At 60.9% G+C, this 23665-nt stretch carries 24 protein-coding genes and 2 pseudogenes; 11 read left to right on the top strand and 15 right to left on the bottom strand.

The window, feature by feature from the left end; genetic code table 11:
• Window positions 1-264: 264 nt before the first annotated feature.
• Window positions 265-1278 carry a substrate-binding domain-containing protein gene (locus NKJ81_RS06815; RefSeq protein ID WP_352540051.1) on the bottom strand — a complete coding sequence of 338 codons (1014 nt, stop codon included), beginning with the start codon at window positions 1276-1278 and terminating at the stop codon, window positions 265-267.
• A 49-nt stretch (window positions 1279-1327) separates the two neighbouring features.
• Entirely contained in the window at window positions 1328-2686 is a 1359-nt protein-coding gene (locus NKJ81_RS06810) for an ROK family protein (RefSeq protein WP_352470499.1), read from the bottom strand.
• Between the two features lie 352 nt (window positions 2687-3038).
• Here NKJ81_RS06810 and NKJ81_RS06805 point away from each other — a divergent pair, with 352 nt between their 5' ends.
• The 7 genes and pseudogenes from NKJ81_RS06805 to NKJ81_RS06775 form a co-directional block, all read left to right on the top strand.
• Window positions 3039-3866, top strand: a complete 828-nt coding sequence (locus NKJ81_RS06805) for a sugar phosphate isomerase/epimerase family protein (RefSeq protein WP_352470497.1) — start codon at window positions 3039-3041, stop codon at window positions 3864-3866.
• Between the two features lie 41 nt (window positions 3867-3907).
• A complete protein-coding gene (locus NKJ81_RS06800; RefSeq protein ID WP_352470495.1) occupies window positions 3908-5029 on the top strand; it encodes a substrate-binding domain-containing protein in 1122 nt (373 codons plus the stop codon).
• 62 nt (window positions 5030-5091) lie between these two features.
• Window positions 5092-6261 (top strand): levoglucosan dehydrogenase, encoded by a 1170-nt coding sequence (locus NKJ81_RS06795; RefSeq protein WP_352470494.1) that lies wholly within the window; start codon window positions 5092-5094, stop codon window positions 6259-6261.
• Window positions 6258-7844 (top strand): sugar ABC transporter ATP-binding protein, encoded by a 1587-nt coding sequence (locus NKJ81_RS06790; protein ID WP_352470493.1) that lies wholly within the window; start codon window positions 6258-6260, stop codon window positions 7842-7844. The genes NKJ81_RS06795 and NKJ81_RS06790 overlap by 4 nt, the downstream gene beginning before the upstream one ends.
• Window positions 7834-8805, top strand: coding sequence for an ABC transporter permease (locus tag NKJ81_RS06785; protein WP_352540050.1), 972 nt, complete (start codon window positions 7834-7836; stop codon window positions 8803-8805). Before NKJ81_RS06790 ends, NKJ81_RS06785 begins: the two co-directional genes overlap by 11 nt.
• A 1-nt stretch (window position 8806) precedes the next feature.
• Window positions 8807-9127 carry a putative quinol monooxygenase gene (locus tag NKJ81_RS06780; RefSeq protein WP_352470490.1) on the top strand — a complete coding sequence of 107 codons (321 nt, stop codon included), beginning with the start codon at window positions 8807-8809 and terminating at the stop codon, window positions 9125-9127.
• A pseudogene (locus NKJ81_RS06775) lies at window positions 9120-9882 on the top strand (Gfo/Idh/MocA family protein); the annotation flags it as partial. The gene NKJ81_RS06780 and the pseudogene NKJ81_RS06775, both read left to right, overlap by 8 nt.
• Window positions 9883-10102: 220 nt before the next feature.
• On the opposite strand, the gene NKJ81_RS06770 reads toward NKJ81_RS06775, so the two are convergent.
• Entirely contained in the window at window positions 10103-10612 is a 510-nt protein-coding gene (locus NKJ81_RS06770) for a ferritin-like domain-containing protein (protein WP_352540049.1), read from the bottom strand.
• A gap of 304 nt (window positions 10613-10916) precedes the next feature.
• Here NKJ81_RS06770 and NKJ81_RS06765 point away from each other — a divergent pair, with 304 nt between their 5' ends.
• Window positions 10917-11135, top strand: coding sequence for a KTSC domain-containing protein (locus NKJ81_RS06765; protein WP_352470486.1), 219 nt, complete (start codon window positions 10917-10919; stop codon window positions 11133-11135).
• A 469-nt stretch (window positions 11136-11604) separates the two neighbouring features.
• Here NKJ81_RS06765 and NKJ81_RS06760 read toward each other — a convergent pair whose 3' ends face one another.
• Together NKJ81_RS06760 and NKJ81_RS06755 are read right to left on the bottom strand one after the other, a co-directional pair.
• The gene (locus NKJ81_RS06760) at window positions 11605-11742 is read right to left on the bottom strand and encodes a hypothetical protein (protein WP_352540048.1); all 138 of its coding nucleotides are present in this window, start codon (window positions 11740-11742) and stop codon (window positions 11605-11607) included.
• A 157-nt stretch (window positions 11743-11899) separates the two neighbouring features.
• On the bottom strand, window positions 11900-12346 hold the full coding sequence (locus NKJ81_RS06755) for a KOW domain-containing RNA-binding protein (RefSeq protein ID WP_352540047.1): 447 nt from the start codon (window positions 12344-12346) through the stop codon (window positions 11900-11902).
• A 91-nt stretch (window positions 12347-12437) separates the two neighbouring features.
• On the opposite strand from NKJ81_RS06755, the gene ligD reads away from it, so the two are divergent.
• Window positions 12438-12749, top strand: coding sequence for a non-homologous end-joining DNA ligase LigD (gene ligD, locus NKJ81_RS32630; protein WP_502904274.1), 312 nt, complete (start codon window positions 12438-12440; stop codon window positions 12747-12749).
• 416 nt (window positions 12750-13165) lie between these two features.
• On the opposite strand, the gene NKJ81_RS06745 is transcribed toward ligD, so the two are convergent.
• The 4 genes from NKJ81_RS06745 to NKJ81_RS06730 form a co-directional block, all read right to left on the bottom strand.
• Window positions 13166-13486, bottom strand: a complete 321-nt coding sequence (locus NKJ81_RS06745) for a GGDEF domain-containing protein (protein ID WP_352470483.1) — start codon at window positions 13484-13486, stop codon at window positions 13166-13168.
• A gap of 106 nt (window positions 13487-13592) precedes the next feature.
• Window positions 13593-13763, bottom strand: a complete 171-nt coding sequence (locus NKJ81_RS06740; RefSeq protein ID WP_352470481.1) for a hypothetical protein — start codon at window positions 13761-13763, stop codon at window positions 13593-13595.
• Between the two features lie 316 nt (window positions 13764-14079).
• Complete coding sequence (locus NKJ81_RS06735; protein WP_352470479.1) at window positions 14080-14568, bottom strand: SRPBCC family protein; 489 nt, start codon at window positions 14566-14568, stop codon at window positions 14080-14082.
• Window positions 14565-14918 carry an ArsR/SmtB family transcription factor gene (locus tag NKJ81_RS06730; protein ID WP_352470478.1) on the bottom strand — a complete coding sequence of 118 codons (354 nt, stop codon included), beginning with the start codon at window positions 14916-14918 and terminating at the stop codon, window positions 14565-14567. Before NKJ81_RS06730 ends, NKJ81_RS06735 begins: the two co-directional genes overlap by 4 nt.
• 144 nt (window positions 14919-15062) lie before the next feature.
• On the opposite strand from NKJ81_RS06730, the gene NKJ81_RS06725 reads away from it, so the two are divergent.
• Window positions 15063-15662: a type IV secretory system conjugative DNA transfer family protein gene (locus tag NKJ81_RS06725; protein ID WP_352470694.1), complete on the top strand. Its 600-nt coding sequence runs from the start codon at window positions 15063-15065 to the stop codon at window positions 15660-15662.
• A 728-nt stretch (window positions 15663-16390) separates the two neighbouring features.
• Here the strand turns inward: NKJ81_RS06725 and NKJ81_RS06720 are convergent.
• Window positions 16391-16696 (bottom strand): hypothetical protein, encoded by a 306-nt coding sequence (locus NKJ81_RS06720; RefSeq protein WP_352470477.1) that lies wholly within the window; start codon window positions 16694-16696, stop codon window positions 16391-16393.
• A gap of 908 nt (window positions 16697-17604) precedes the next feature.
• Here NKJ81_RS06720 and NKJ81_RS06715 point away from each other — a divergent pair.
• Window positions 17605-18375, top strand: a complete 771-nt coding sequence (locus NKJ81_RS06715) for an IS110 family RNA-guided transposase (RefSeq protein ID WP_352540046.1) — start codon at window positions 17605-17607, stop codon at window positions 18373-18375.
• Between the two features lie 322 nt (window positions 18376-18697).
• Here the strand turns inward: NKJ81_RS06715 and NKJ81_RS06710 are convergent, their stop codons facing one another.
• From NKJ81_RS06710 to NKJ81_RS06695, 5 genes and pseudogenes are all read right to left on the bottom strand, one after another.
• Window positions 18698-19591 (bottom strand): hypothetical protein, encoded by an 894-nt coding sequence (locus NKJ81_RS06710; RefSeq protein ID WP_352540045.1) that lies wholly within the window; start codon window positions 19589-19591, stop codon window positions 18698-18700.
• A 627-nt stretch (window positions 19592-20218) separates the two neighbouring features.
• Window positions 20219-20569, bottom strand: a complete 351-nt coding sequence (locus NKJ81_RS06705; protein ID WP_352470473.1) for a hypothetical protein — start codon at window positions 20567-20569, stop codon at window positions 20219-20221.
• Window positions 20570-20658: 89 nt separating this feature from the next.
• Window positions 20659-21006: pseudogene (locus NKJ81_RS32625) on the bottom strand (amylo-alpha-1,6-glucosidase); the annotation flags it as partial.
• A gap of 56 nt (window positions 21007-21062) precedes the next feature.
• The gene (locus NKJ81_RS06700) at window positions 21063-22376 is read right to left on the bottom strand and encodes an amylo-alpha-1,6-glucosidase (RefSeq protein ID WP_352540044.1); all 1314 of its coding nucleotides are present in this window, start codon (window positions 22374-22376) and stop codon (window positions 21063-21065) included.
• 540 nt (window positions 22377-22916) lie between these two features.
• The coding region (locus tag NKJ81_RS06695; RefSeq protein ID WP_352540043.1) for a glycosyltransferase family 4 protein at window positions 22917-23665 on the bottom strand (749 nt) is incomplete at its 5' end.

Here is a 23665-nt window from a genome sequence, read left to right as displayed (position 1 = left end):
TCTCGACAGATATTTTGGCGTCCGACAGCGCGAAGAGGACGCTGAAATATGGCTTTATATATTTTGGTGGCGATCAGGTTTGTTGTATCGGGAAGTTTCGTACATTGAGGCGCGTTAGCAGTAAGCCGAGGGCTTGAGAATACTGCTGATCTTACTGGGTCAACTGACTTCCTAAAAGCAGAACTTTGAGCTGGGGCTCATGGCCCCGCTAGGCGCAACGGGCAGAGATCGCATCGCAGGTAAACTGCGTTCTGCAGTCTTGCGCTAAGGTATGCTTTTTCGCGGCTTGCGCGCCCGCAGCAGGGCGGCGGGGGCCGGCGTGCGCCAAACGACCTGATATGCCTCTACGACATTGTTCGCGGTTACGCTGAGGCCGGGAAGCGCGATCCAGGGCGGCGGCTGGCGCCCGAGAAGCCCGAGAATAGTGGCAATTCCGGCGGCAACACCCTGGTCGTAAGGCAGTTGCGCTGCAATGCCCTTGATCAAGCCGCCACTGGCAAGGTCGGCCGCGACATCGTTGCCGAGGTCGACGGTGGTGATCGGGATCGCCATTCCGGCATCATGGATCGCGGCGACGGCGCCGGTCGCCGGCACGTCCCAGACAGCGAACAGGCCGGCAAGATCGGGATTGGCTTGCAGCAGACCTGCGGTTGCAGCCTTCGCGTGGGAGACATCGGCAAACTTGCCGCGCACCAGCGAAAGGTCAGGCCGGTGGGCTGCCATCCATTTGCGGAAGGCGATCTCGCGCTCGTGGGTCGCGAAAAAATCAACGCCATAGGCCAGCACGCCGACCTTGCCGCCTTGGGTTACGTGCGGCGCCAGCAATTCCGCGCCGATCTGGCCCAGGCCGAAATTGTCGGCCGAGATGACGCTGACATAGTCCTTGCCGGGCAGCATGCCGGTGGGAGCATTGTCGAGTAGCAGAAGCTTCTTTCCCGCCGCCGATATGGCACGATGGTCATCGGCGGCCCGGCTGCTGCCGATCGGAATGGAAACCACCGCATCCACGGCTTCGCCGGCAAGCCGCTTCAATTCGGAAATCTGCCTGTCGATATCGAAGGCGCAGTCGATGACCTCGACCACCGCCGCGCCATAGCGGCCAAGCGTGGTGACGATCCCGGCCAGTTCCTCCTTGGCCCAGTCGCTCATCGTGGTGTGGAGAACGACGGCGACCGAAAAGTGCCGGCCGCGGGCAGCATCGGCATCCGCATCCGACAGGCCGACCTGGTCGGCCGGAACCGCTCGTTCGCCATGCGGCCCCAGGCCGGTGATTGCCATTGCTCAATCCTCCTCAGGCGCTCGCAGCGCTCGATCGATTCTGCGGATATTATGCAAGCGTCCCACCCGGTGGCCGGGGTTTGGCCGGCCTGGCGCTGGTGTCGAGTGCTGCCCGTGAGAGAAAATCCTTGAATTCGGGATGCTCACGTGGCGAGCCCAGCGTAATCCATCCCTGCAGGAATCTCGTATCGAACAGCGCTTCGGCCACGACCTGCGCGGCGCCGACCAGTCCGGCCGAACCGCCCATCTGCGAGCGCACGATGCGCAGGTCGCGCGTGACCACCGGATGCGACTGGCGATAGACCGCCTCGCGCACGGCCGCCAGCAGGATATCCCCAGTCTGGGCGACGCTGCCACCGAGCACTATCAGCGCGGGGTTGAGCAGATTGGCCATCGGCGCCAGCACCTCGCCAACCGCCCGGCCGCTGCGCCCGAGCAGGTCGATGCAAAAAGCGTCGCCTAACTGGGCGCCATGGCCGGCATCGGTGACGGTGACCTCGCCAGCACGCGCCAGTACCTCGGTCAGGTAGGGACTGCGGCCGCTTTCGGCTGCTTGGCGGGCCTCGCGGCCCAGCGCCTCGCTACCGGCGACAGCCTCGAGGTTTCCACCGTCGATGAAAGTGTAGCCGATCATGCCGGCAGCGCCTTGGGCACCGCGGTGCAGCGCGCCGTCCGAAACAACACCGGCACTGATCGACCGTCCGAGCTTGACGAAGATCATATCGGTCAGACCGATGCCGCTGCCCGATTTCAGCTCGCCCATTGTCATCGTCTGGACGCCGCTTCGCACCCAGACCGGTGCGCCAACAAGCGTGGCCAACTGCTCGACAAAGGGAAATCCATCCCAGTTCTGGAAGGCGCTCAGCGCCGGGGCAAAGAGGCGCTGACCGTCAGGCTTCTCGACCGGACCAGGCACGGCCAGCCCAATACCCCAGATGCCGCCCTCGCTACCGTGTTCCTCCAGCATCCAGGCAAACAGCGTCGCCAGCCGTTGGACCACCGGCGCGGGTCCCGCCGCCAGCTCCACGGCCTCGTGATGCTCCGCCAGCAGACGGCCGGAAAGATCGGAAATGCCGACCGCCAGCGAGGAATGATCGAGTACGGCGGCAAGGATCATGCCCATGCGCGGCCGGAAGCGAACATGGCGCGGCGCCCGTCCGCCGATCGCCGGCCCGAGTTCGCCTTCCTCGATCAACCCGATACGAAGCAGAGTTGCTAGGCGATCGGTGACGACGGCGCGTCCAAGCTCGGACTGGTTCTCCAGCTCCTGGCGGGTCGTCGCCACTCCGTTCCGCACGAGGTTGAGCAGCGAGGCCAGACTGCCATGCGCGGATTCGCTGGCGCGAGGCCGGCCAGCGGTACGACGCGGCTGGGCGGTCTCTCCGTCTGCGGTGCTGCGCTCGTCCATATCCTTGCCGCGTCTCGTTCCCTGATCCGGCGCATCACGTCTTCCATCGCGCGAGAAAGGGATCGCTTTAATGGTTGTCGTCAGGCCATTTGGCATGGGTAACGTGACCTCATTTACGGATCAAGTGGCAACTTTTGTCGTTTATCAGCAAAAGACTGCCAACTTTTGCATTTTAAATGTTGACGTATCGTGTAAGCCGCGCATAAGTTCGGCCGAGGTTCGGAGGAGAGCCTACGCCCCGACGCCAAGGACAGGGATTGCCGCACGGGCAGTCACGGCATCTCTTCAAGTCGATAATGCCGGGATCCACACGCAGCGTGGTTGCCAATCGGCTATGCTTGGAGGAGACGACATGCAGGTGAAGCTGGCCTATCATGCCAATTGCTGGGGCGCGCTCGGTGGCAATGCCGTCGGTGTCACCTCGATCACCCAGCTAACCTATCGCACCTTTGGCGACATGGAGCAGGCGATCGGCGAGATCGGCGCGGCTGGATATATTGGCACCGAACTCTTCGATGGCAATCTTCTGGACTACGAAGGCCGCTATGGTGTGCTGCGCAGTGCACTGAAGCAGTCCGGTGTCGCGCTTGTTGCCGCTTATTCCGGCGCCAACTTCGTCTTTGAAGATATCCTTGGCGAGGAATTGGCGCGCATCGAACGTGCGGCGGGTGCAGCGGCCGAACTCGGCGCTGAACATCTGGTCGTCGGCGGCGGCGCCAAGCGCGCCAACGGCCGCCAGCCCGACGATTTCAAGCGCCTCGGCGCTGCACTCGACATGGTCATCGACATCGCGGCCAAAGCGGGCCTGCGTGCGCACTACCATCCGCATCTGTCGACCATCGTCGAAGGTCCCGACGAGGTCCGCGAGGTCTTTGGGCACACCGCAATCGATTTCTGCCCCGACACGGCGCATCTGGCTGCCGCAGGCGGCGATCCGGCCGCGCAGATCCGCGAATTCAGGAACCGCATCAGCTACGTGCATCTCAAGGGCTGGCAGCGCGAGCCCTTTGCCTTCACGCCGCTCGATCGTGGAGATCTCGACATGGCGCCCATCGTCAAAGCGCTCAAGGACACCGGATATTCCGGCTGGATCGCTACCGAACTCGACGCCTGGCCCGACCCCAGGCAAGGGGCGGAACTGAGCATGAGCTATCTGAAGAAGGCCATAGGGCCGAGTTGAACCGACGGGCATAGCGCGCCTGTCACAGGGAGGAGACCTAAATGACACGTTTCAAGACAATAGCCGGAGCTTTCACAGGCGCACTGCTGGCCACTGGCCTCTACACCGCAGCCCCCGCCTTCGCCGACCCGGATTCGGCGCTGGCTGAATTGCAGAAGACGGTGCTCTCCAAGGGCCCGAACGGCGAAACCCCGGCGTCGGCGGCATCCGTCAAACTGACGGACGAAGAACTGGCAAAGATCAAGGACATGAAGGCGACGGCGGCGATCGTCATGCACTATGGGGGCAATGACTGGTCGCGCGCGCAGATCGCCGGGCTCAAGGACCAGTTCGGCAAGATGGGCATCGAGGTGATCGCCACCACCGATTCCGGCTTCAAACCGGAAAAGCAGGTCGCCGACCTCGAAACGGTGATGGCGCAGAACCCCAAGATTATCGTTTCAATCCCGACCGATCCGTCGGCAACCGCCTCCGCCTACAAGGCTGTCGCCGACAAGGGCGTGAAACTGGTGTTCATGGACAATGTGCCGACCGGCTTTGTCGCCGGCAAGGACTACGTCTCCATCGTATCCGCCGACAATTACGGCAATGGTGTCGCGGCGGCGCATCTGATGGCCAAGGCGCTGGGCGGCAAGGGCGACATTGGCCTCGTCTTCCACGCCGCCGACTTCTTCGTCACCAAGCAGCGCTATGACGGCTTCAAGAAGACGATCGCCGACAACTATCCCGACATCAAGATCGTCGTCGAACAAGGCATTGGCGGGCCGGACTTCACCGGCGACGCCGACAAGGCGGCCTCGGCGATCCTCACCTCTCACCCGACCATCAACGGCATCTGGGCGGTGTGGGACGTGCCGGCCGAAGGCGTCATCTCGGCGGCGCGCACCGCCGGTCGCGACGACCTCGTCATCACCACTTGCGACCTTGGTGAGAACGTCGCCATCAACATGGCGAACGGCGGCTTCGTCAAGGGCCTGGGCGCCCAGCGTCCGTTCGACCAGGGCGTCACTGAAGCCCTGCTCGCCGGCTACGGCCTGCTCGGTAAGGAGGCTCCGGCCTTCGTCGCCCTGCCGGCGCTCCCGGTCACCAAGGACACGCTGCTCGAGGGCTGGAAGGCCGTCTACCACGCCGAGGCGACCGACAAGATCAAGGGCAGCATGTAGCGCACCCTACGGCCGGCGCACTCCCTGCCGGCCGCTCCACTTCAGTTCCACAGGAGACTATCATGACCCGGACGCTCAACGTGGCGATGATCGGCGGCGGCTTCATGGGCAAGGCCCATGCGCTTGCCTATGCGGCGATGCCGATGTTCTTCTGGCCGGCGCCCGCCATTCCCGTGTGCAAGGTGGTGGTTGACGTCACCGACGCGCTGGCCGACGAAGGGCGTCGCCGCTACGGTTTCGAGGAATCGTCTTCAGACTGGCGGGCGGTGGTGAAGCGGCCCGATATCGACGTCGTCGACATCGTCACGCCGAACGACAGCCATGCGGCGATCGCGATCGCGGCGGCGGAAGCCGGCAAGCATATTATCTGCGAAAAGCCGCTGGCGCGCGGCGGCGACGAGGCAAAGACCATGCTCGACGCGGTGAAGAAGGCCGGCGTCATCCACATGGTCGCCTTCAACTACCGTCGCACACCGGCCGTGGCGCTCGCCCGCCAGTACATAGAGGAGGGGCGGATCGGCAAGATCCTGAACTTCCGCGGCACATATCTGCAGGACTGGTCAGCCGATCCGGATTCGCCTCTGTCTTGGCGCTTCCAGAAGAAGATCGCCGGCTCGGGCTCTATCGGCGATATCGGCACCCACGTCGTCGATCTTGCCCGCTACCTGGTTGGCGAGATCGCCGAGGTCAGCGCGCTGGTGCGCACCTACAACAAGACGCGGCCGATCCAGCGCGGCAATCTCGACAGGCTGGGGGCAGCCGAGAAGAACACCGGCGCCGCGTGGGCCGAGGTCGATGTCGACGACGAGGTGGTGACACTGCTGAAATTCGCCGACGGCGCGATCGGCTCGCTCGAGGCCACCCGAAACGCCTATGGCCGCAACAATTTCATCACCTTCGAGATCCACGGCACCAAGGGCTCGATTGCTTTCAACTACGAACGGCGCGACGAATTGCAGGTGATGTTTGCCGATGATCCTGCCGATGCGCGCGGCTTCAGGACTGTCTATTCCGGTCCGGCGCACCCTTATGGGGCAGGCCTGTGGCCAATCCCGGCGCTCGGCATTGGCTATTCCGAAACCAAGATCGTCGAGTGTTTCGATTTCTTCTCGGCCATCGCCTCGGGCAGGCAGCCTTCACCCAATTTCGAGGATGGCTATAAGACCGAGCGCGTCGCCGACGCGCTGATCGAATCCGGTGAATCCGGGCTGTGGACCACAGTGCGGTCATGAATAGTGCGGCGCCTGTTCATGCGGTGGAAATGAAGGGCGTCACCAAATCTTTCGGCGGCGTCAAGGCGCTGGTCGACGTCGACCTGCAGGTAGAGAAGGGCGAAATCCACGCGCTGCTGGGCGGAAATGGTGCCGGCAAGTCGACTATTCTGAAAGTGCTGAACGGCGTGCATGTGCCGGACACCGGCACCATTCTGGTTGACGGCAAGCCATTGACAGAGATCTCGCCCGAGGCCTCGCGCCGGGCGGGTATCGCGATGATTTTTCAGGAAATGAGCCTGATACCGACGCTGACGGTGGCACAGAACGTGTTTCTTACCCGCGAAGCCAAGGGCCCATTCGGCCTGATCGATGACCGCACCGCCGAGAAGCGCGCCGGGGACCTGTTCGACATGCTCAAGGTTGAGGTCGATCCAAAGGCGATGGTCGGCAATCTGGGCGCCGGCCAGCGGCAACTGACCGAGATCGTCAAGGCGATCTCGCAGAACGCCAAGGTGCTGGTGCTCGACGAGCCGTCGACGGCGCTCGCGGTATCCGATGTCGAGCGGCTGTTTGCCTTCCTGCGCAAGCTGAGATCGGAAGGTGTCGCCATCATCTATGTCTCGCATCGTATGGACGAGATCGCCCGCATCGCCGACCGCGCCACCATCCTGCGCGATGGCCGCCACGTCATCACGGCACCGCTGTCGGAATTACCGATCGAAGCGATGATCGAGCACATCGTCGGCAAACGCTCGCGTGGCCTGTCGGATGTGGTGCGCGGTGAATCGAGTATCGGCAAGCCACTGCTTGAGCTCGAGAATGTTTCGGGAGCGCTGAAGCCCAGGAATGCCAGCTTCGTCGTCCACAGTGGCGAGGTTGTCGGCCTTGCCGGCCTGCTCGGCTCCGGTCGTTCGGCGATCGCGCGCGTCATCGCCGGCATCGACCCGATCATCGAAGGCGAGATCCGCATCGCCGGCAAGCCGGTGGTGATCACGAGGCCAAGTGATGCTATCGAGGCCGGCGTGGCGCTGGTGCCGGAGGATCGGCTGCGCCAAGGCGTCATCGCCGACCATTCGGTCGCCTCCAACATGACGCTCGCCGTGCTCGACCGGTTGAGCAGCAACACGTTCGTGTCGAACAAAAAGGTGCGCGACGTGACCGACGATCAGGTCGCAAAACTGCGGGTCAAGACCGCGTCGCGCGACAGCGCGGTGCGTACGCTTTCGGGCGGTAACCAGCAGAAGGTCGTCATTGGCAAATGGCTTTCGACCGAGCCGGAAATCCTTGTCCTCGACGAGCCGACTTCCGGCATCGATATCGGCTCGAAGTCGGAAATAATCATGCTGGTTCGCGAGCTCGCCAAGGCCGGCAAGGCAATCGTCATGATCTCCTCCGAGCTGTCCGAGATGCTGTCCGCCTGCGACCGAATCCTCGTTATCTCGGATGGGCGTGTCATGGACGATATCAGCCGTGCCGATCTCGACGATCCGTCGGCGCCAAAAGACGATCCGGTCGCGCAGTTGCAGGCCGCCGAGCGCAAGCTGCAGATCGTCATCCAGAATGCTCTGACCAAAAGCCAGGGAGGGACACATGTCCACTAGTGCCAGCGCATCCGCACCCTCGCTCACGGCGAGGCTCGGCCTCACCAATTGGCGGCAGAACATCATCTATATCGGCTTCGTGATCATCTTCATCATTTTCGCGACCACGCTGTTCGACAAGGGCTTTCTCAATCCCAACAATCTGCTCAACATCGTGCGCCAGACGGCGATGATCGCGGTTATGGCGACGGCCATGACCTACGTGCTTTCGGCCGGCGAGATCGACCTTTCCGTTGGCGCCGTGGCCGGGCTGGCCTCCGTGACGACAGCGATGGCGATTGACGCTGGAGGACCGCTCACCGGTGTGTTGGCGGGGCTCGCCACCGGCGCCCTCGTCGGAACCTTCAACGGCCTTTTGACAACGCGGATCGGCATACCGTCGTTCCTCACCACGCTGGCCACGATGGGCATCGCCACGGGCACAGCCATGTGGATCAGCGATACGGCTGCGGTACCGATCATCTCGAAGAGCTATTCCTGGATTTTTGGCGGCGGCAATGTCGGACCGGTGCCGGTGCTGCTGATCTGGATGCTCGTGCTGGGCGCTGTCGGCCATGTCGTGCTGAGGCGAACGAGCTTCGGCCGGCGCGTGCTGGCCACCGGTGGCGGCGAGATCGCGGCGCGCTATTCCGGCATCGACACCAAGTCGATCAAATTCCGCGTCCTCATCATCTCGGCCATGGCGGCGGCGCTGGCCGGCATGCTCTATGCAGGGCGGCTGCAATCCGGACGCTTCCAGCTCGGCCAAGGCGACGAGTTGTCGGTCATCGCCGGGGCGGTCCTTGGCGGCACCAGCCTGTTCGGCGGTTCCGGCACGGTGATCGGCACGATTGTCGGCGCGCTGATGATCGGTCTCATCAACAATGGCCTGATCCTCATCGGGCTGGAGTTCAGCCAACAACTGATTGCACGCGGCGCTATCATCATTCTTGCCGTCGCCCTTAGCCAAGGAAGAAAATGAGATGATGGTCCCTTACACGGTCATCGGCACCGTCGTCGCCAAACCCGAAACCCGCGAGGAACTGCAAAAAATCCTGTCGAGTTTCGTCGAGCCGACGCGGGTCGAGGACGGGTGCATCAACTACGACCTCCATGTCGACCCGGTCGACCCATGCGTGTTCATGTTCTACGAGAACTGGCGCTCGAAGGACGACCTCAACCGGCATCTGGCGATGCCGCATCTGAAGCCGCTGTTCGGGCGCCTCGATGATCTCGTCGCACGGCCGGTCGATGTCCGTCGCTTCGTCATGCTGAGTCATATTGCAAAGCAAACCCATGACTGATCGCTTTGCCCCGATCCGCTATGGCATGATCGGCGGCGGACAAGGCGCCTTTGTCGGCGCGGTGCACGGTATTCCGGCGCGTATGGACAACGAGTTCGTGCTGGTCGCCGGCGCTCTGTCATCGAATCCGAAGCGTGCCAAGGCCTCGGCGGCCGAGCTTGGGCTGGATCCGACACGCAGCTACGGCTCCTGTGCCAACATGGCCAAAGGCGGAGGCCAAGCGGCAGGACGGCATTGAGGTGGTGGCCATCGTCACGCCGAACAATGTGCACGTGCCGGCTGCCAAGGCTTTTCTCGGGGCCGGCATCCACGTCATCTGCGACAAGCCACTGGCGACGACTGTGGCCGAGGCAAAGAGGCTGGCGGCGCTGGTCGAAAAGGCCGGCAAGGTGTTCATAACTACACGCGAGATGGTGGCCAAGGGACAGCTCGGCGATATCCGTATCGTGCAGTCGGAATATCCGCAGGACTGGCTGACCGAAGACCTGGCCGCCACCGGCCAGAAGCAGGCAGCGTGGCGCTCTGACCCGAAGCAGGCGGGTGCCTGCGGCGCGCTGGGCAATATCGGCACGCATGCCTACAACCTGGCCCGTTTCGTCTCCGGGCTGGAGCTCGATTCGTTGTCGGCCGATCTCGATGCTTTCGTGCCGGGGAGGCTGCTCGACGACAACATCAATGTGCTGCTGCGCTTCAAGCCGGTCGGCGGGTCGCACCCGGCCAAGGGAATGATCTGGGCAAGCCAGGTGGCGCCCGGCCAAGCGGCTTCACCACCAAGCTCCACGCCCGCTGCGACGGACATGGTCGGCCGCTCGGCTGTGTAGGTGTTGAGGGCCGAAAACAAACTGGGATACTCCACCCCGTCCTTTATGGGTTCACGGCCAAATCGCCGGGTTCGTTTGCCCAGCGTCCACGAAGGAGACGCGCTAGCGGACGAATCCCTATCATCCACTTCACGATCCCTACGTTCCCACCCGCTCACCGCTTGGCGCTGTCGCTGTCCGCTTCGGCCCGCGCAAGGAACTGCTCGGTCGTGGACGGAAGACGGGATTTCAGCCAATCCGCCATCGCGACTTCCTCTCGCAGATTCTCTTCGCAAGCCCGAAGAACCTCGGTTTCGCCGAGCGATCGAGCAGCGGCAATCAGGATCGTGTAGGAGGCGATTTCCATGTGCTCGAACGTGTAGCTCGCGAGCGATCCTTTCATCACCTCGTCTCCGGCGAAGACACCGCTCAGCGATTGCGCCATCGCCGTCAGTTTACCGCCAGCATCCTTCATCATGGATGAACCCTCGTCCATCCGATCGAGACAAGTCTTCAGCCGAGCAGCCTGCTGCTTGGTTTCGTCGAGGTGCTGTCGGATTCGGTCGCTCAGTTCGGGATAATTCTCAATACGGCTCAACTGCCCGTTCAACATCGTTTCAGCCTGCTCTTCCATGGCATGAGCATCTCTAAGCCATTGGACAAACCATTCGCGGGTTTCTGACATTTCGAATCTCCTTTGCGATGTAAGGAAAAACTTTCAGAAGAAGACATTGTTCCGGAATAGAATGCGTCGAACAGCCCTGACAGTCCCAGAGGATCAGTGTCTTGGCGGGTCTCAATTCACCTTGCGAAAATCCCGCAGCGATGCGTGGGGAAGACCAAGATCGCGAGGGTCGGCGCAAGGAAAACGGCCCGATCGCGACCGCTGGCGCTCCGCATTGAGCCTCGTGCCTCACCGCACCACCATAGTCACAAGGAACGCGACGGCCTCTCCGCTCGTTGATTGCTTTTCGACTCGAGCCGCCGTCATGCCCTCCACATCGATACGCAAAACGGAATACGATCCTCACAGAAGAATCCTCTCGGTCTGGTTCGTGGCCAGCGGCAAACGCTACGAGTTTGAGGAAGTGCCGCCGGAAACCTTTGCCGCGTTCCGGGCGGCGTTCGCCAAGGGCCGCTATTTCAACGACCATATCCGCAACAATTTCCGCTACCATCTGGTTGCGAGCGATAGCGACCCGGGATGACCTGACCTGCCGGTGGCTCAATCGTCCTGTCGCTCCAACCGGCGGTTGACGGATGCGTTGCCGCTGTTGCTCTAGGTTCGGTTTCGGTCCGCGCGCACTCGCAAAGCCCATCTGCCTGGTGCAAAGGCGCTTGATCGGTCCCGCCGCCCTGGCAGTGTGCGGCGGGATTTTTTCGCGCCCCAGATGGAACACCGGGGCGCGGGTAAGGTTCGGCGCACGCAGTACATCCTCCCTGATATTGCTGCAAGATCGGTGGTGCTCCGATCCAGCCCGCGTCTCCTCAATCCAGAGACGCGGGCTTTTGGCGAATGTCTGTGGATCAGCCCGCCATCAAGTGTTCCCGCTACAGGCGATCGCGTAAATTCGGAGGCTCTGTCAGCGCCTTACAAATCAGCGGAACCAAGCTGTCGCGCGCTCGCTTGTGGAGTGCGCCGACTGGCCGCCGTGCAGGGAAGTCATCAAGGCTCATTCAATCGAGCGGATCTGAATCGCCTCTAGCTGACTGAACTCCATGTCCAGGTGCATACAAATGCAGTTCGTCACGCACGAAGACGACTCTCCACGATTCTTTGATGTCGTTGGCAATGCTGTAGGCGAGGACGGTCATGGCCATCACTCCTTACCTCGGGCGTGCCTGTCTCAAAGGGAAAATTCCATCGCACGAAGTTGGAGTGGTATTGAGGTCACCCATTTTCTCCGAATCCAACGTCGCTGGCGCGCTGAAGGGTTCAAGGTCGATCTGCCGCCGGAGCTCAACTGCTGGACTATTGCTCGACCGGAAGCGCCTTGTGCTGCGGCTCAGCGTGGTGGAACACCTGTCCAAGATCGCGCGCGTCGAACGTTTGGCCGCAGACTGGGCAGCGCACAAAGTGCTTCGACTCGTCCTCTACCGGCCCGTCATGCGGCCTGCCCTCATAGCCTGTCGCGATGTTGTCGGTTCTAATCCGGGGCATCGGCAAATGCCTTTCGTCGTTTTGGCGGCCGATAGTTCTCATCAACCGGACCTTCTCACGGTCGACCGTGACCAATGGCCCGAGGTCGATCGTCACGGTGTCCTCGTCGATGCGCGTGACCTCGCCTCTTAGCTGGATTTGCTGGCCTCGGTTGACCTTGGTGTGATCGATGATGGAATGTGGAAAGTCGTAACGTGGGATCGAGACGCTTACGCGGTCCTCTGTTACCCGCCTCAGAACCGTGGCTGTAATGGCCACCTGGTCACCAACGCCTATTCCGCGAGCCATGAATTGAGTCTGGAGCGGACTGGGCGATGTTCAAGGTGTTTCTAACATACGGCACCGCAATTTGGCTCTGGCCGACTCTCGGTTGCCCGCCTCCAATTCTCCTCAGAAAGATCCCGACCGCTACCTTTTGCCGGCTGCGCCGTCGGCTCGTTGTGGGCGTATTTTTCTGGATTATCTCCGCAGAGGCCGCGGCAACACAGCTGTCGGCGTTTACTCGCCTCGAGCTCGTTCAGGCTTTCCGATAGCCGGTCCAATCACATGGAAGCAGCTCGAAAAGGGAATTTGCCAGACGCGTTTACGTTGGAGAGGCATGTCGGTCGGCGGAGATGGCCTGGTCCACGCGCAAACACCGATAGCAATTGCGAGATGTTAGTCCCATGCGCGATGGCCTTAACGCGGGCGTCACTGCGATCACGGCAAGTGGCCGGCGTCATTGGGGGCAGTTGGGGTAAATGCCAAGTAGACGCCGGCCCAGCGGGTTGGGGTCCGCCACCGGGAATAATAGTGGGCTTGGAGATTCAGGTAATTCCGTGATCACGGAAGACGAGCCTTTGCGGTCCCTCCGTTTCACTCTTCGTCTATCGAGCGCACGCGGCAGGAAAGCGTTCTGTCCAACCACTGCCGCAGCACGATGCCAAAAGGCCCCTTGGCCGTTCTCATTTCGGGTTGCCTGTGAGACATATGAGGTGGCTCAACTGGTCAGACATCAGAAAAGGTCGCGACGAGAGGCCACCTCCATAAGCTGCTCGTCAGCGCCATCGATATGCGCCCCTGTCAGGACGCTCTAAATTATTCTTGATACACGACGCGGTCTCGTCCTTCCGACTTGGCCCGGAACAGCGCCAGGTCGGCTGCGTTGATGAGATCATGGGGCGTATGGATCTCATTGGGTACCGTGGTTGCCACACCAACGCTTATGGTCACTCGCTCAGACCCGTGCGGAATGCTCAACTCTCGCACGCTCTGGACGAGCCGCTCCGCGACGATGCCCGATTGGACCAACGAGGCATCGACCATCACAACAACAAACTCCTCGCCTCCATATCGCGCAGCAAGATCCGTGGAGCGATTGCAACTGCTCTGGATCACACCGGCGACCTGCTTGAGCACCTCACCCCCCGCCATGTGGCCATGGCTGTCGTTATAGCGCTTGAAGTCTTGAAGTGATCTGCATCGATCATCAAAAGCGACAACTGACTCTGCAGTGGGGGCATCGTCAATTGAGTGCTGCCCATCCAGGGACAAGAATAAGGGCAAACGTGACCAGCGCGCCAGAGACGTACAGGATCGCTCTGACACTACCTCCCTTGGCGGCGTTTCCGCCCCGCAGGTAAACTCCCAGGTGGAGGAGGCGCATCGCGACGTGGGTCCAGACCAATATCGCCAAAGTGGCCGCTTCAACACCACCTTCATCGCTAGCGCAGCGGGCACGACAAAGGGCGCCAGCGCCTCGACCGAGTTCATGTGAACGCGGTCGATCCTATAGAGCCGGTTGTCGTCGTCTGCCGGGACTACCGGTCCTGCCAGCGCTCTTGCAAACCCCGTTTGACGAACCTGAGTAGACTGCCAATACGACAGATAGCAAATAGAGCGCGAGCACGCCGAGAAGACTTAACCAATAAGACTTCCATGTTGTCTCCACTGCCTGGAATCGCAGTGGACCAGACGGTGCTTGCGAGTGATGCTCGCAAGGGCGCGGACGGTCAGGCCGCCGCACCGGGGAAAAGGCCCTGGAACCGCCGCAGGTACAGCGGCCAGCCTTGATCGCTATCAACCCCCACGCGCACGCCCTCCCAGCCTTCGCCATGGCGCTCGAGGTTCCGGTGCTCGATCTCAACCCGGGTTCGGTTCTCCGTCTCAGCCGTGAACCTGACTTCCCATTCGCTGGTCTTGTTCAGGTCGCTCTCAATCTGCCACCGAGGACTGATGTCCCAGCTCAGAACGAGCCGGCCGGGGGGATCGTAAGCCAACACACGAGCCCAGCGGCACTCGCTGCCGTCCACGCCGCGATCGTAAACGTGGCCCCCGACCCTGGGTTCGAAGATGGTCTCTGCGATCGGCACGGCAAGAAGATTGTGCTCGCGAGGTTTGAATTTCCCGAAATCCTCGGTGAAGACCTTGAAGGCACGCGCGATAGGTGCCTCGACAACGACGAAATGCCTTACGGGCGCGGTTGCAGGAAGCTTGCTCATGGCTGGTCCTTCTTTGGGTGCTCGACGGCCAGTTTGTAGCTCCCCAGGGTCTTGCTCCAGAACTGATCGATTTCCGCGCGCAGACTTGCCAGGCCGTTTTGGTCGATACGGTATATTCGTTCCTTGCCAGAGCGCGTGTCGGCCACGAGCCCGGCATCCTTAAGTACTTTCAGGTGCTGGGAGACCGCCGGCCTGGTCACAGGCAGCACACGAGCAAGTCCGCTGACCGAACAAGGCTGTTCGACCAACAATTCGAATATCGTGCGCCTCGTCGAGTCTCCGAGCGCTGTCCAAAGTTTCGCGTTAGTGGCCACTAACGCGAACTTAAATCGATGGGCCTGCGCTGTCAAGCTGGGGTGTTCCATGTCGCGCTACTCGGTGACTAAATGTAAAGCACGCCCGCCTCGACCACCGCACGGTTACCTCAGGATTTTCCGCGGGCCTGCGGGCGACGACAAGAACCCGATAGGCCGGTACCGCCCACGGCGCGTGCACTGATGATGCCGGGCGAGATGATGCAGCTGCCGCCGACCGAGGCGATCATCATGATCTCGGGCCAGTTCCCAATCCGTGCGAAGAAGGCACGCTACTTTGCCGACCCGCGTCTTGCCGAGCGCGTCTTGCCGCCACCAAGGACCGGAGGGACAACGCAGAACGCTCGCCCTGACGACTGGACCGACACGACACTTCTTGCTGAGCCGGAAGGCAAATCTCGCAAGCTGAGGCTTGCCAGGGATCAGCAGGACGAGGATCCGGCCAATGGCGGCATTCGCCGCCAGCCCGAGCTTCCCGAACACGAAGACATCGCGCCGGAACGAACGCCACGCTGCGACGATGAGTTCGACCTCGACAGGCGCAATAACTTTGAAACAAATCCCGCCGACAAGCGTTCCAGCATAGCGGGCGGGTTGCCGGAGGACCCAATGCCCGACGATGACATCGTCATTCCCCAAGACCACGACGCTTCGCCACTTCGGGAGGAGGAGTATTATGTCGTCTGCCCGGCGTGCGGCCAGGCGTTCGATATCAGGTGTATGGCAGAGGCGCTTCATCACAACGAGCTGGGCCACGAGCCCTACGACCTCGACTCGTAGTCGGCAATGCCGACGGTCGTCGACGAACGTCGACCCTGATCGAGACCAACACCGAGTTCTCGCTCATCTGGCCGGCGTTGCCGTCCGGTCGGCCTACAACGAATCCCCGTCGCCAGGGCGGAGCTTCGCCGGCACGCTATGTCGTGACAGAAACCTTGCGGGCTTTCAGCGACGACTTGATTGCCGTTGCGGGCGTTGTCGATGCGGTTGTGGCCGTCACCGACCGGCATGGCCGTCACTGACCGGGTTGTTAACCAAGGGGACGCTTACTCCACTGCAATATGTCGCGCAGTTCCCGCGCGACGCTCCGAAGCAGACCTTTGCCGGCATCGCGGGCCGGGACGAACATGTGATCTCCACAATGCGTACCAACCGGAGCCTATCGCGATTGAAATTGCTGATCGGCTAACAGGCGCTCGTTGCAGAGAAAGGTTACGATCGGTCGCGATGCCCGGGTGCCTTCACGCGAAGGCACATGCTACGCGTCTTGGACGGGCGAGCCGCCTGTTGCCGAGAGCGGACAGCAGGTGAAGCGCGCTTGCGTTGGCCCGAATCTGACTTGCTTCACCAGTAACCCGGAAGACGCCAGGGACGCGCTGCGCTGGACGCGTGCCCTAGCCGTCGAGCTCCCATCTATCGGTTCGTCCGCTCCATCCGGCCGCACCCTTGGGCTGCTCAAAGGCGCTCGCATCTTCCCTGCGCCGACACCGGCCGCTGTATCCGGAGCGTCAACCCGCTGAAGTCCGGTTGTGCTTTCTCAGCCGAGTAATCGCCGACTTGTCGACAGTGATCACCCCGCCGCAGTCAATCCGCACAGTGAGTTTGTTCACCCCGCGATCGACGCGGGTGACGTCCCCAACAAGAACCACTCTGTCGCCGGCCCGGACTTTCGGTGGGGGATCAATCGTATAAGGATGGTCATACGAAGGAATGCTCACCCTGGCGCGCCCACTGGGGAGAATCGCGATGACGATACCTGCCAGCGCCACCTCATCGCCGACTTCAAATTCGCGAGGCATGTTAACGTGCAGCATGGTCTTCCTCCCGATGCCTTCCTAATTCACGCTTTGCTAAATTAATGCCCGGCCAACCAGGTTGGTTGCTTGCAATCGACTTCGTACGGTTCCGCACAATTCCAAGCTGGTGTGCACTCCCAGTTGGCCTCGGATCGGCCTTGTGCGTCAAAATTCTGCACAAACGGTTTGACGCTCAGGACGACCTTGGCGCGCCCGCCACGCGGTAGCGGAGCGGCGGACTTCATCGCAGTCCGGCGATGGCCATAAACGCTGAGCGTGGAGCGGAAATGAATCTTTCGCGTTCAGGTACATCGTTCTAGTAAATTCGAGGAACGCCACGCCGGAAGCAGGAATCGTGTGCTGTTCCCAAGCTCCCTCGGAAGGGAAGTTGACCACCCGCCCACCGTTAGTCTAGGTCCGGCCGGTGCGTTCCAAACGTCATAGAAGCCGGTCGATGGCTTTACTGCCACGCGGGTTATTGGAGCCGGATCATCGATGCTGGTGTCGTGCGCCTACGCGCACGTCAGGTTCGGTTTCATGCATGGGAACTTCAAGGCCAGCGACGTCATCATCGAGCAATGTTCAGCCATATGTTGTTCGCAGATGGGGTGATTGGGGTCGCTCCCAGGTCTTGGTCTGCTTCGCGCAATATGATGATCGAGAAGGGAGCAGGGCATGAAGCACTATGTCGGTCTGATGTGTCGTTGGCTGAAACCGCAATCTGTGTGGTCGACGAGGATGGTATCATTTTCCGGGAAGGAGTAGCAGCCTCGGAGTCCAAACGAGATCGCCGACTGGCTCGAGCGGCTCGATCTGAACCTGGCAAAGGTTGGGCTTGAAGCCGGCGCAACCGCAGCTTGGCTGTACAACGGCCTGATGAAACGCGGACTGGCCGCAATCTCCATCGATCCGCGGCGGCTGCGGGCTTGACCAAGACGATGCCGATCATGAACGACCGGAGTCGCCGGCTGCATGCGCATGGCTGGTTCTCCATCGTCGATGTCAAAAGTGATGAGAGCCAGGAAATCCGGATGCTTCTCTGCAACCGCCTTACGCTTCAGACGAAACAGATCGACATCGAGAACGACATCCGCGGGACACTCCGTGTTTTCGGCATCAAGTTCGCCGGTCGCATAACCTCCGGCCCTTTCGAAGGGCGCGTTCTAGAGCTGATCGAGAACACGCCTCGCCTGGCGGCCATGGTGAAACCGATGCTGATCGCCCGAGCGGCTCTTCGACAGCAATGCGCGGTGTTGCACAAGATGATGCTGGACATGGTTCGGAAGGACGAAACGTGCCGTCAGCTGATGACCATCCCTGGCGTCGGAGCGATCACCGCCGTGACCTATCTCACGACCATTGATGATCCAGCCCGTTTTGAACGTTCTCGAGACGTCGGTGCACACCTTGGCCTGACGCCGAAGAAATACGCTTCCGGTGAGGTCGACCGAAACAGCGGCATCTCCAGATGTGGTGACGTCGCGATGCGGTCTACCCCCTACCAAGCCAGTCTCGCGTTACTGACGCGCTCGACCAAGAACTCGGGCATCAGGGCGTGGGGTCTCGCAGTCGCGAAGAGACGCGGCTTTCGGCGGACAGTGGTGGCCGTCGCTCGGAAGCTCGCCATCGTCATGCATCGCGTCTGGGCGGACGGAACCGAATATCATTGGGAGAGCAAAGCCGCGACTGCCAACTGATTTGGCGTGAATCGAATTCCAGAATCTGCCTGAGGCAGAGTGATGTCCCGCAAGGACCTGGTCGAAGTGACTGCGCTGCAACGATTGTGCTCCAGTGCACGTTTCGTAGATAGCAGCCTTCGATTATCGGACCACCATCTTGAGGCGATCAAGCATCGAGCTCGTAGACAAGAGAGAGCCTCGCGGGACTTGACGTGCAGTTGGCAGAGGAAGGTTGCGGTGACAATCGCAATCAGACAAATCGTTGCACATCGAAGGCTCCGGTCGGGGTGACACCTCAACACTAAGGCAACCGGACAGACGGTGGAAAACGGCCCCAGCTTCAAAGGCTAGAACAATGCCATAAGCCTTGTGCCCTTCTTCGCACCAGGCTTCGAGCTCTTTGGCGAGCTATCCTGAGTTCGGGCAGCGTTGGTTGCCACCAGCCTCGCTGCCGTTCCGCTAATCCGGCAGCACGCCGAGCGGGCCATGTTCTAATCAATTCAGCCAACGTCGCCGGACGCCATCGGCCCCAGACGTGGTCGACGTTCGCCTCGATCAAATGCGGATAGAACGCTGCTATCTGCGAGGCGTCCACGAGTTCACCCGAAATCTCGGTGAAGACCACGATACCGTATTGCTCCGTTGCCACGGCACGGCCAAGCAGGGGTAAATCGTCTGGGGGCAGTGGATAGCGACGTCGCCTGCGTTCGGCATACCGCAATCTGGCGGCCTTATATTCCTCGGAGTCTTTGGAGGCTTCTCGTCGCCGTTTCCTCTCCTCCGGTTCTGCGCGGCCTGCGGCCCTTTCGATGCTTGGCCAATGGCGCTTCAACTCCTCGTATGAGCGGAAAGGCACCCTCCAGGCCCGCAGTTCGTCGTCCCAGCTCGCCCATGGAACGGCTCGCAGTTCCTCGAGAACCGTCCGCGAATAAGGCGTGCGGATGCGAAGGTCGTCCGCGACTTCCAGATACCGGCTCGACAGAGGATCGAAGGCGAAGGCATCCCGTCCCTTGCTGTCATCATGTGCTGCTCGTAGATCCGCCTCTTGCGCAAGCCAGCGCTGGATGCGCCGCGCTGCAGTCTTTCCTGGCACGAACCAGGTTCTGCGCTCGTCACTCCACCTGGCGCGCGGGAATCTCTGTCGAAACCGCTCAACCGCCGCACGATCGTACGGAAAGCGCGCTTCGGCGCCAGGAGTTGTCTGCGGTTCAGCAGGGGCGTCGGATTTTTCCATCAGTCAGATTGCGAAGCACAGCATGCGCGCAAACAACGCGGTGCAGCTCATTTGGGTCCAAGAACATCAGAACGTATAGTCAGACCTGCAAGGGGAAGCCGATGAGGCGATCGGTGAAACTGCTCAACACGCTAACGTGGCGAAACCTTCGCTGCGCCGGACCGTTTATATTGCTCCAGGAGAGGTCCATCCATGCCCAGAAGATATGCAAAAAACCCAACGGCCGGACTGCCAACGGGCCCTCGCTCGCGTCCCCTGAAAGGCGAGGAGACGGAAGTGAACCACATCGTCGAAACGCAAAGTATATCGCCAGCCCAGGCGCGAGAGCTTGTGCGGCGCCACGGAAACGATTGGCGTAAGATCGATGAAGCCGCCAAGTCTTACAAGGACGACAGCTAAGCACTTCCGAGGCGGGGCTTGAGGTGACGAATGACCACCGTCGCAATCTTGACGTAAAGGCTGTCGGCAACTGCCCAATGACCGCAGACGAATTGTTGCCTCCAGGAATTTAAGATGCGGAACGAGAAGTCCCTATGATGCCCGCAACGATGCTGGTTACGGCGCTTCACGGGCAAGAAGGCATCTGCTCCGCCGAGGCGACAGGGAGCGAACCCGCCGGGGCTCACCTCATACGCAGGCCGAGCGCAAGTTTGCCCCGGTGGCACAACTTCGCGCTTCCACCAGTGAAGGATCGCCGCCGCGTACTTGCCAACGGGTCGCGGCGCCGACGCGCCAGAAATGGAGTTCGAGGCGGTTGTTGCCCAGGCGCATGTCGTTCAAGGTGAGTTCCTCGATCCAGTCGGGCAGCCTGGGATCGATGTACAGTTTGCCATTAGGAGCATCGGGCTGGAAGCCGATGATCGCCTGCAGAAGCGAAAAGCAGGATCCGGCTGCCCATGCCTGCGGAACGTTCGCTCCCTTATACTGCACGGGGAAAGTCGTGGGCGTTCGCGACAATCCGGCGAACAGCTCTGGCATTCGATGTTGCATGAAGTAGATTGCGGCGTGCGAGAGAGGCGGCAGGCATTCGCGAAAAAGCCATAGCGCCGGAAGCCGAGCGCGATCAGCCCGTTGTCATGCGGCCATACAGAGCCGCGTTGATAGGAATGTGGATTGTAGGCCGGGTGATCGGCCGAAAGTGTCCGGATCCCCCAACCGCTCCACATATCCTGCCTCATCAGCCTATGCACCACCCTGGCGGCTCGTTCGGGTGGGACTATTCCCGACCAAAGACAGTGACCGGGGTTGGAAGCGACGCTCAGCACCGGCTTCTTGTCGCCATCCAACGCGAATGCGTAGAAGCCGGACGCCTCGTCCCAGAAGACCTGGTTGAATCGATCGAACAGGTTTTTGGCTTTGAGGCGAAGCTGCCCGGCACGAGCGCCATCGCCTGTGGCATCGAAGATTTCAGCCATGCGCTGCCAAGCATCATAGACATAGCCTTGCAATTCGCAAAGCGCCTTGGGTCCCTTCACCAGGGTGCCGTCGGGATAAACCAAGGCGTCACCGAGTCTTTCCAGCTCTGGTTCTCGTACCCCGCAACCGAGCGGGTTTCGTATTCCTGGAGACCGTCGCCGTCACGGTCACCATACCGGTCAATCCAATCCAGGCACTTCTCGGCCGTTGCCATGTGTCGCTCGAGCAGGCTGGCGTCACCGGCGCAACGCCAGGTATTGTGGAGCACGATAAGATACAGAGGGGTGGCATCGGCCGTGCCGTAATAGGGCGTATGGGGGATCAAATTGAAATGAGCGAGTTCGCCGCTGCGAAGCTCATGCATTATCTTTCCCGGTTCCGCATCGCGGTAGTCGTCGCGTTCGGTGGCCTGAAATCGCCCTAAAACGTCCAAGGCACCGCGCGAAAAATCTGGGTAGACCAAAGCATTCTGAAGCGAGACTATCAGGCTGTCGCGACCGAACAGGCTTATGAACCATGGTAGTCCGGCGGCCGGGACGTATTCGAGCTCGTCCGTGCCTTCGATCGGCAGCCGCAGCGCCGCCATGTCTTCGACCGCCTGATTATAGAAGCTGTGAAATTCGTCATTGGAACAGTGGAACTTCAATGCGCTGCCTTGCCATCCCGCGAGGCGTTTTGCAGCCTTCGACTCGAGGCATTTGTCAATGCAGGCTCGCGGTGCCCGATAGATTGTCTCGCCGTTGCCAAAGTTGTAAAGAAGGCAAGCATGCCATGTCGCGCCCGGTTCGAGCTCGATGTCGAAGCTGATCCGGCCATTGGCATAGACGGGCCTTGTGGCCGTCCGGCGGACCTTGACAATGACGTCTCGCTTGAAGTCCCGATTGACGTAGGAGGTACGAAGGCTCGCCGCTCTGGACAACCATTCCGTGGTGATACGTCCGCGGCGGATGATTGCGTCGGCCTTGACTTCGAAAAGATCGGCAAAGTCGCTGCGCATGGCAACTTCCAAATTGAAGCGCGCTGCCATTTGCCCGTGGTTTACGAGTTCAAAGTCCTCATGCAGCCCCCCATCCAAGGCGCGGCCGATTACCAGCCCCAGGTTGCCTGCTGGTACACGGTTCGTTTCAGCAGTGAACGCCTGATTGACCAGATAGATCTTGGCGGCGAAGTAGGCGATGTTTCCGGAATTGAGGAGGTCCCATCGTTGCCCATTGGCAAAGATCTGCCAGCTGGATATCAGGCGTGTGTCAGACGCATACAACCCGTTGTACGTCGGCCAGGCGATCTGGCCATCCGGTTCGGTGACAAGGAAGCTGCGTCCCTGGTTAATTGCCAGGCGGGGTGGTCCGACTGTGAGCTCTAGCGTCATTGGTTCAATCGTCACCCTTGATCGGCATCCACGGGAACAGATTGAACAGCCATTGTGCGCCGGCATCGCGATCTTCGGCCACGAGAACTGACGCCTGCCTTGAACGCTTGGCCCCAGACCGTCACAAAATCATCCATCGAGAGTTCGAACAATCTGCCGCCTCGAGCACCTAGCCGCGAACAGAGGCGGACAACCCTTCGACGTGTCTTCAGATCAAACTGGTGTATTCTGGGCGACTGTCAACGAGGAGAACGGCAGGCCGCGCAACGCATTTTGCACTCCATAAACGAAGGCCAGCCTAAAGCGCGCCCGTTGGCTGAGCAGAGGTGCGTCCCAGTTATATGGGGAAGCGCCGCCCGGAGCGAGGCCTACATTGGCTGCATGCTCCACGTTGCGAACGACCACTGCGGTTCTGAAAACCAGGCGAGTCCGATATTCCCACCGAGGCTAGACCCGAAGGCGTGAAGTCGCGCAGCCCAGAACGATGGACACCACATTGGCAGCACCGTCTGCACCAGAGTGTTCGAATACGGCGGCACTTCAGGGACCAGGTGGCGTGCGATGACCATTCCGTGCATGGGCAGGCAACCGTAACGGCGCGGAGCGCGCTCGACGGCGCATGCTCTCATGGTGATCGGACCCAAGTGTTGCTATCCCGGTGTTCGTGAGTGCTCGGTAGAGTGCCAGATAATCGCTGCACATGCGCTCGACCGTGAACCGCTTCTCGAACGTCTGCCGCACTCGTGCGCGATCGAGGCTGTCTATGCGCCGGAGCGCGCCCACGGCTTCCTCCACCGTATCCACGATCCATCCGGACACACCGTCATCGATGATCTCCGGGACGGCGCCACGCCGGAACGCAACCACCGGCGTACCGCAGGCCATTGCTTCGATCGTTACGAGACCGAAGGGTTCCGGCCAGTCGATCGGAAACAAAAGCGCTTTCGCATTGCCCAGAAAATCCGCCTTTTGCCGCTCATCGATCTCGCCAATGAACTCCACGTTCGAATGCCGCAGCACTTGCGGCTCGACCCTTTCCTTCCAGAACGACTGGTCCACCTTGTCGATTTTGGCGGCGATCTTCAGGGGAAACCCGGCCCGCGCTGCTATTTGTATGGCCGCTTCCGGCCCCTTTTCCGGCGAGATGCGACCGAGAAACGCAAGATAGCCGGAGGTGTTCGGGTGAAATGGCAGAAGATCGCGGGGTAGGCCATGATGCACGGTTCCAACCCAATTGACGGGCGGCATGGGCCGGCGCTGGTCGAAGGAAATCGAGACCAGGGGAACGT

The organism is Mesorhizobium sp. M0018, from assembly GCF_040323955.1.
In the GTDB taxonomy this organism is placed as follows: Bacteria; Pseudomonadota; Alphaproteobacteria; order Rhizobiales; family Rhizobiaceae; genus Mesorhizobium.
Note: the sequence above shows the minus strand (reverse complement) of the source record. Positions and strands in the feature narration are given on the sequence as shown.

Bases quoted from the DNA above. Each gene is read 5' to 3' on its own strand.
- NKJ81_RS06815 (WP_352540051.1), bottom strand. From the start codon at position 1,278: ATGGCAATCACCGGCCTGGGGCCGCATGGCGAACGAGCGGTTCCGGCC.
- NKJ81_RS06810 (WP_352470499.1), bottom strand. From the start codon at position 2,686: ATGGACGAGCGCAGCACCGCAGACGGAGAGACCGCCCAGCCGCGTCGT.
- NKJ81_RS06805 (WP_352470497.1), top strand. From the start codon at position 3,039: ATGCAGGTGAAGCTGGCCTATCATGCCAATTGCTGGGGCGCGCTCGGT.
- NKJ81_RS06800 (WP_352470495.1), top strand. From the start codon at position 3,908: ATGACACGTTTCAAGACAATAGCCGGAGCTTTCACAGGCGCACTGCTG.
- NKJ81_RS06795 (WP_352470494.1), top strand. From the start codon at position 5,092: ATGACCCGGACGCTCAACGTGGCGATGATCGGCGGCGGCTTCATGGGC.
- NKJ81_RS06790 (WP_352470493.1), top strand. From the start codon at position 6,258: ATGAATAGTGCGGCGCCTGTTCATGCGGTGGAAATGAAGGGCGTCACC.
- NKJ81_RS06785 (WP_352540050.1), top strand. From the start codon at position 7,834: ATGTCCACTAGTGCCAGCGCATCCGCACCCTCGCTCACGGCGAGGCTC.
- NKJ81_RS06780 (WP_352470490.1), top strand. From the start codon at position 8,807: ATGATGGTCCCTTACACGGTCATCGGCACCGTCGTCGCCAAACCCGAA.
- NKJ81_RS06770 (WP_352540049.1), bottom strand. From the start codon at position 10,612: ATGTCAGAAACCCGCGAATGGTTTGTCCAATGGCTTAGAGATGCTCAT.
- NKJ81_RS06765 (WP_352470486.1), top strand. From the start codon at position 10,917: ATGCCCTCCACATCGATACGCAAAACGGAATACGATCCTCACAGAAGA.
- NKJ81_RS06760 (WP_352540048.1), bottom strand. From the start codon at position 11,742: ATGACCGTCCTCGCCTACAGCATTGCCAACGACATCAAAGAATCGTGG.
- NKJ81_RS06735 (WP_352470479.1), bottom strand. From the start codon at position 14,568: ATGAGCAAGCTTCCTGCAACCGCGCCCGTAAGGCATTTCGTCGTTGTC.
- NKJ81_RS06720 (WP_352470477.1), bottom strand. From the start codon at position 16,696: ATGCTGCACGTTAACATGCCTCGCGAATTTGAAGTCGGCGATGAGGTG.
- NKJ81_RS06710 (WP_352540045.1), bottom strand. From the start codon at position 19,591: ATGGAAAAATCCGACGCCCCTGCTGAACCGCAGACAACTCCTGGCGCC.
- NKJ81_RS06705 (WP_352470473.1), bottom strand. From the start codon at position 20,569: ATGCCAGAGCTGTTCGCCGGATTGTCGCGAACGCCCACGACTTTCCCC.
- NKJ81_RS06700 (WP_352540044.1), bottom strand. From the start codon at position 22,376: ATGACGCTAGAGCTCACAGTCGGACCACCCCGCCTGGCAATTAACCAG.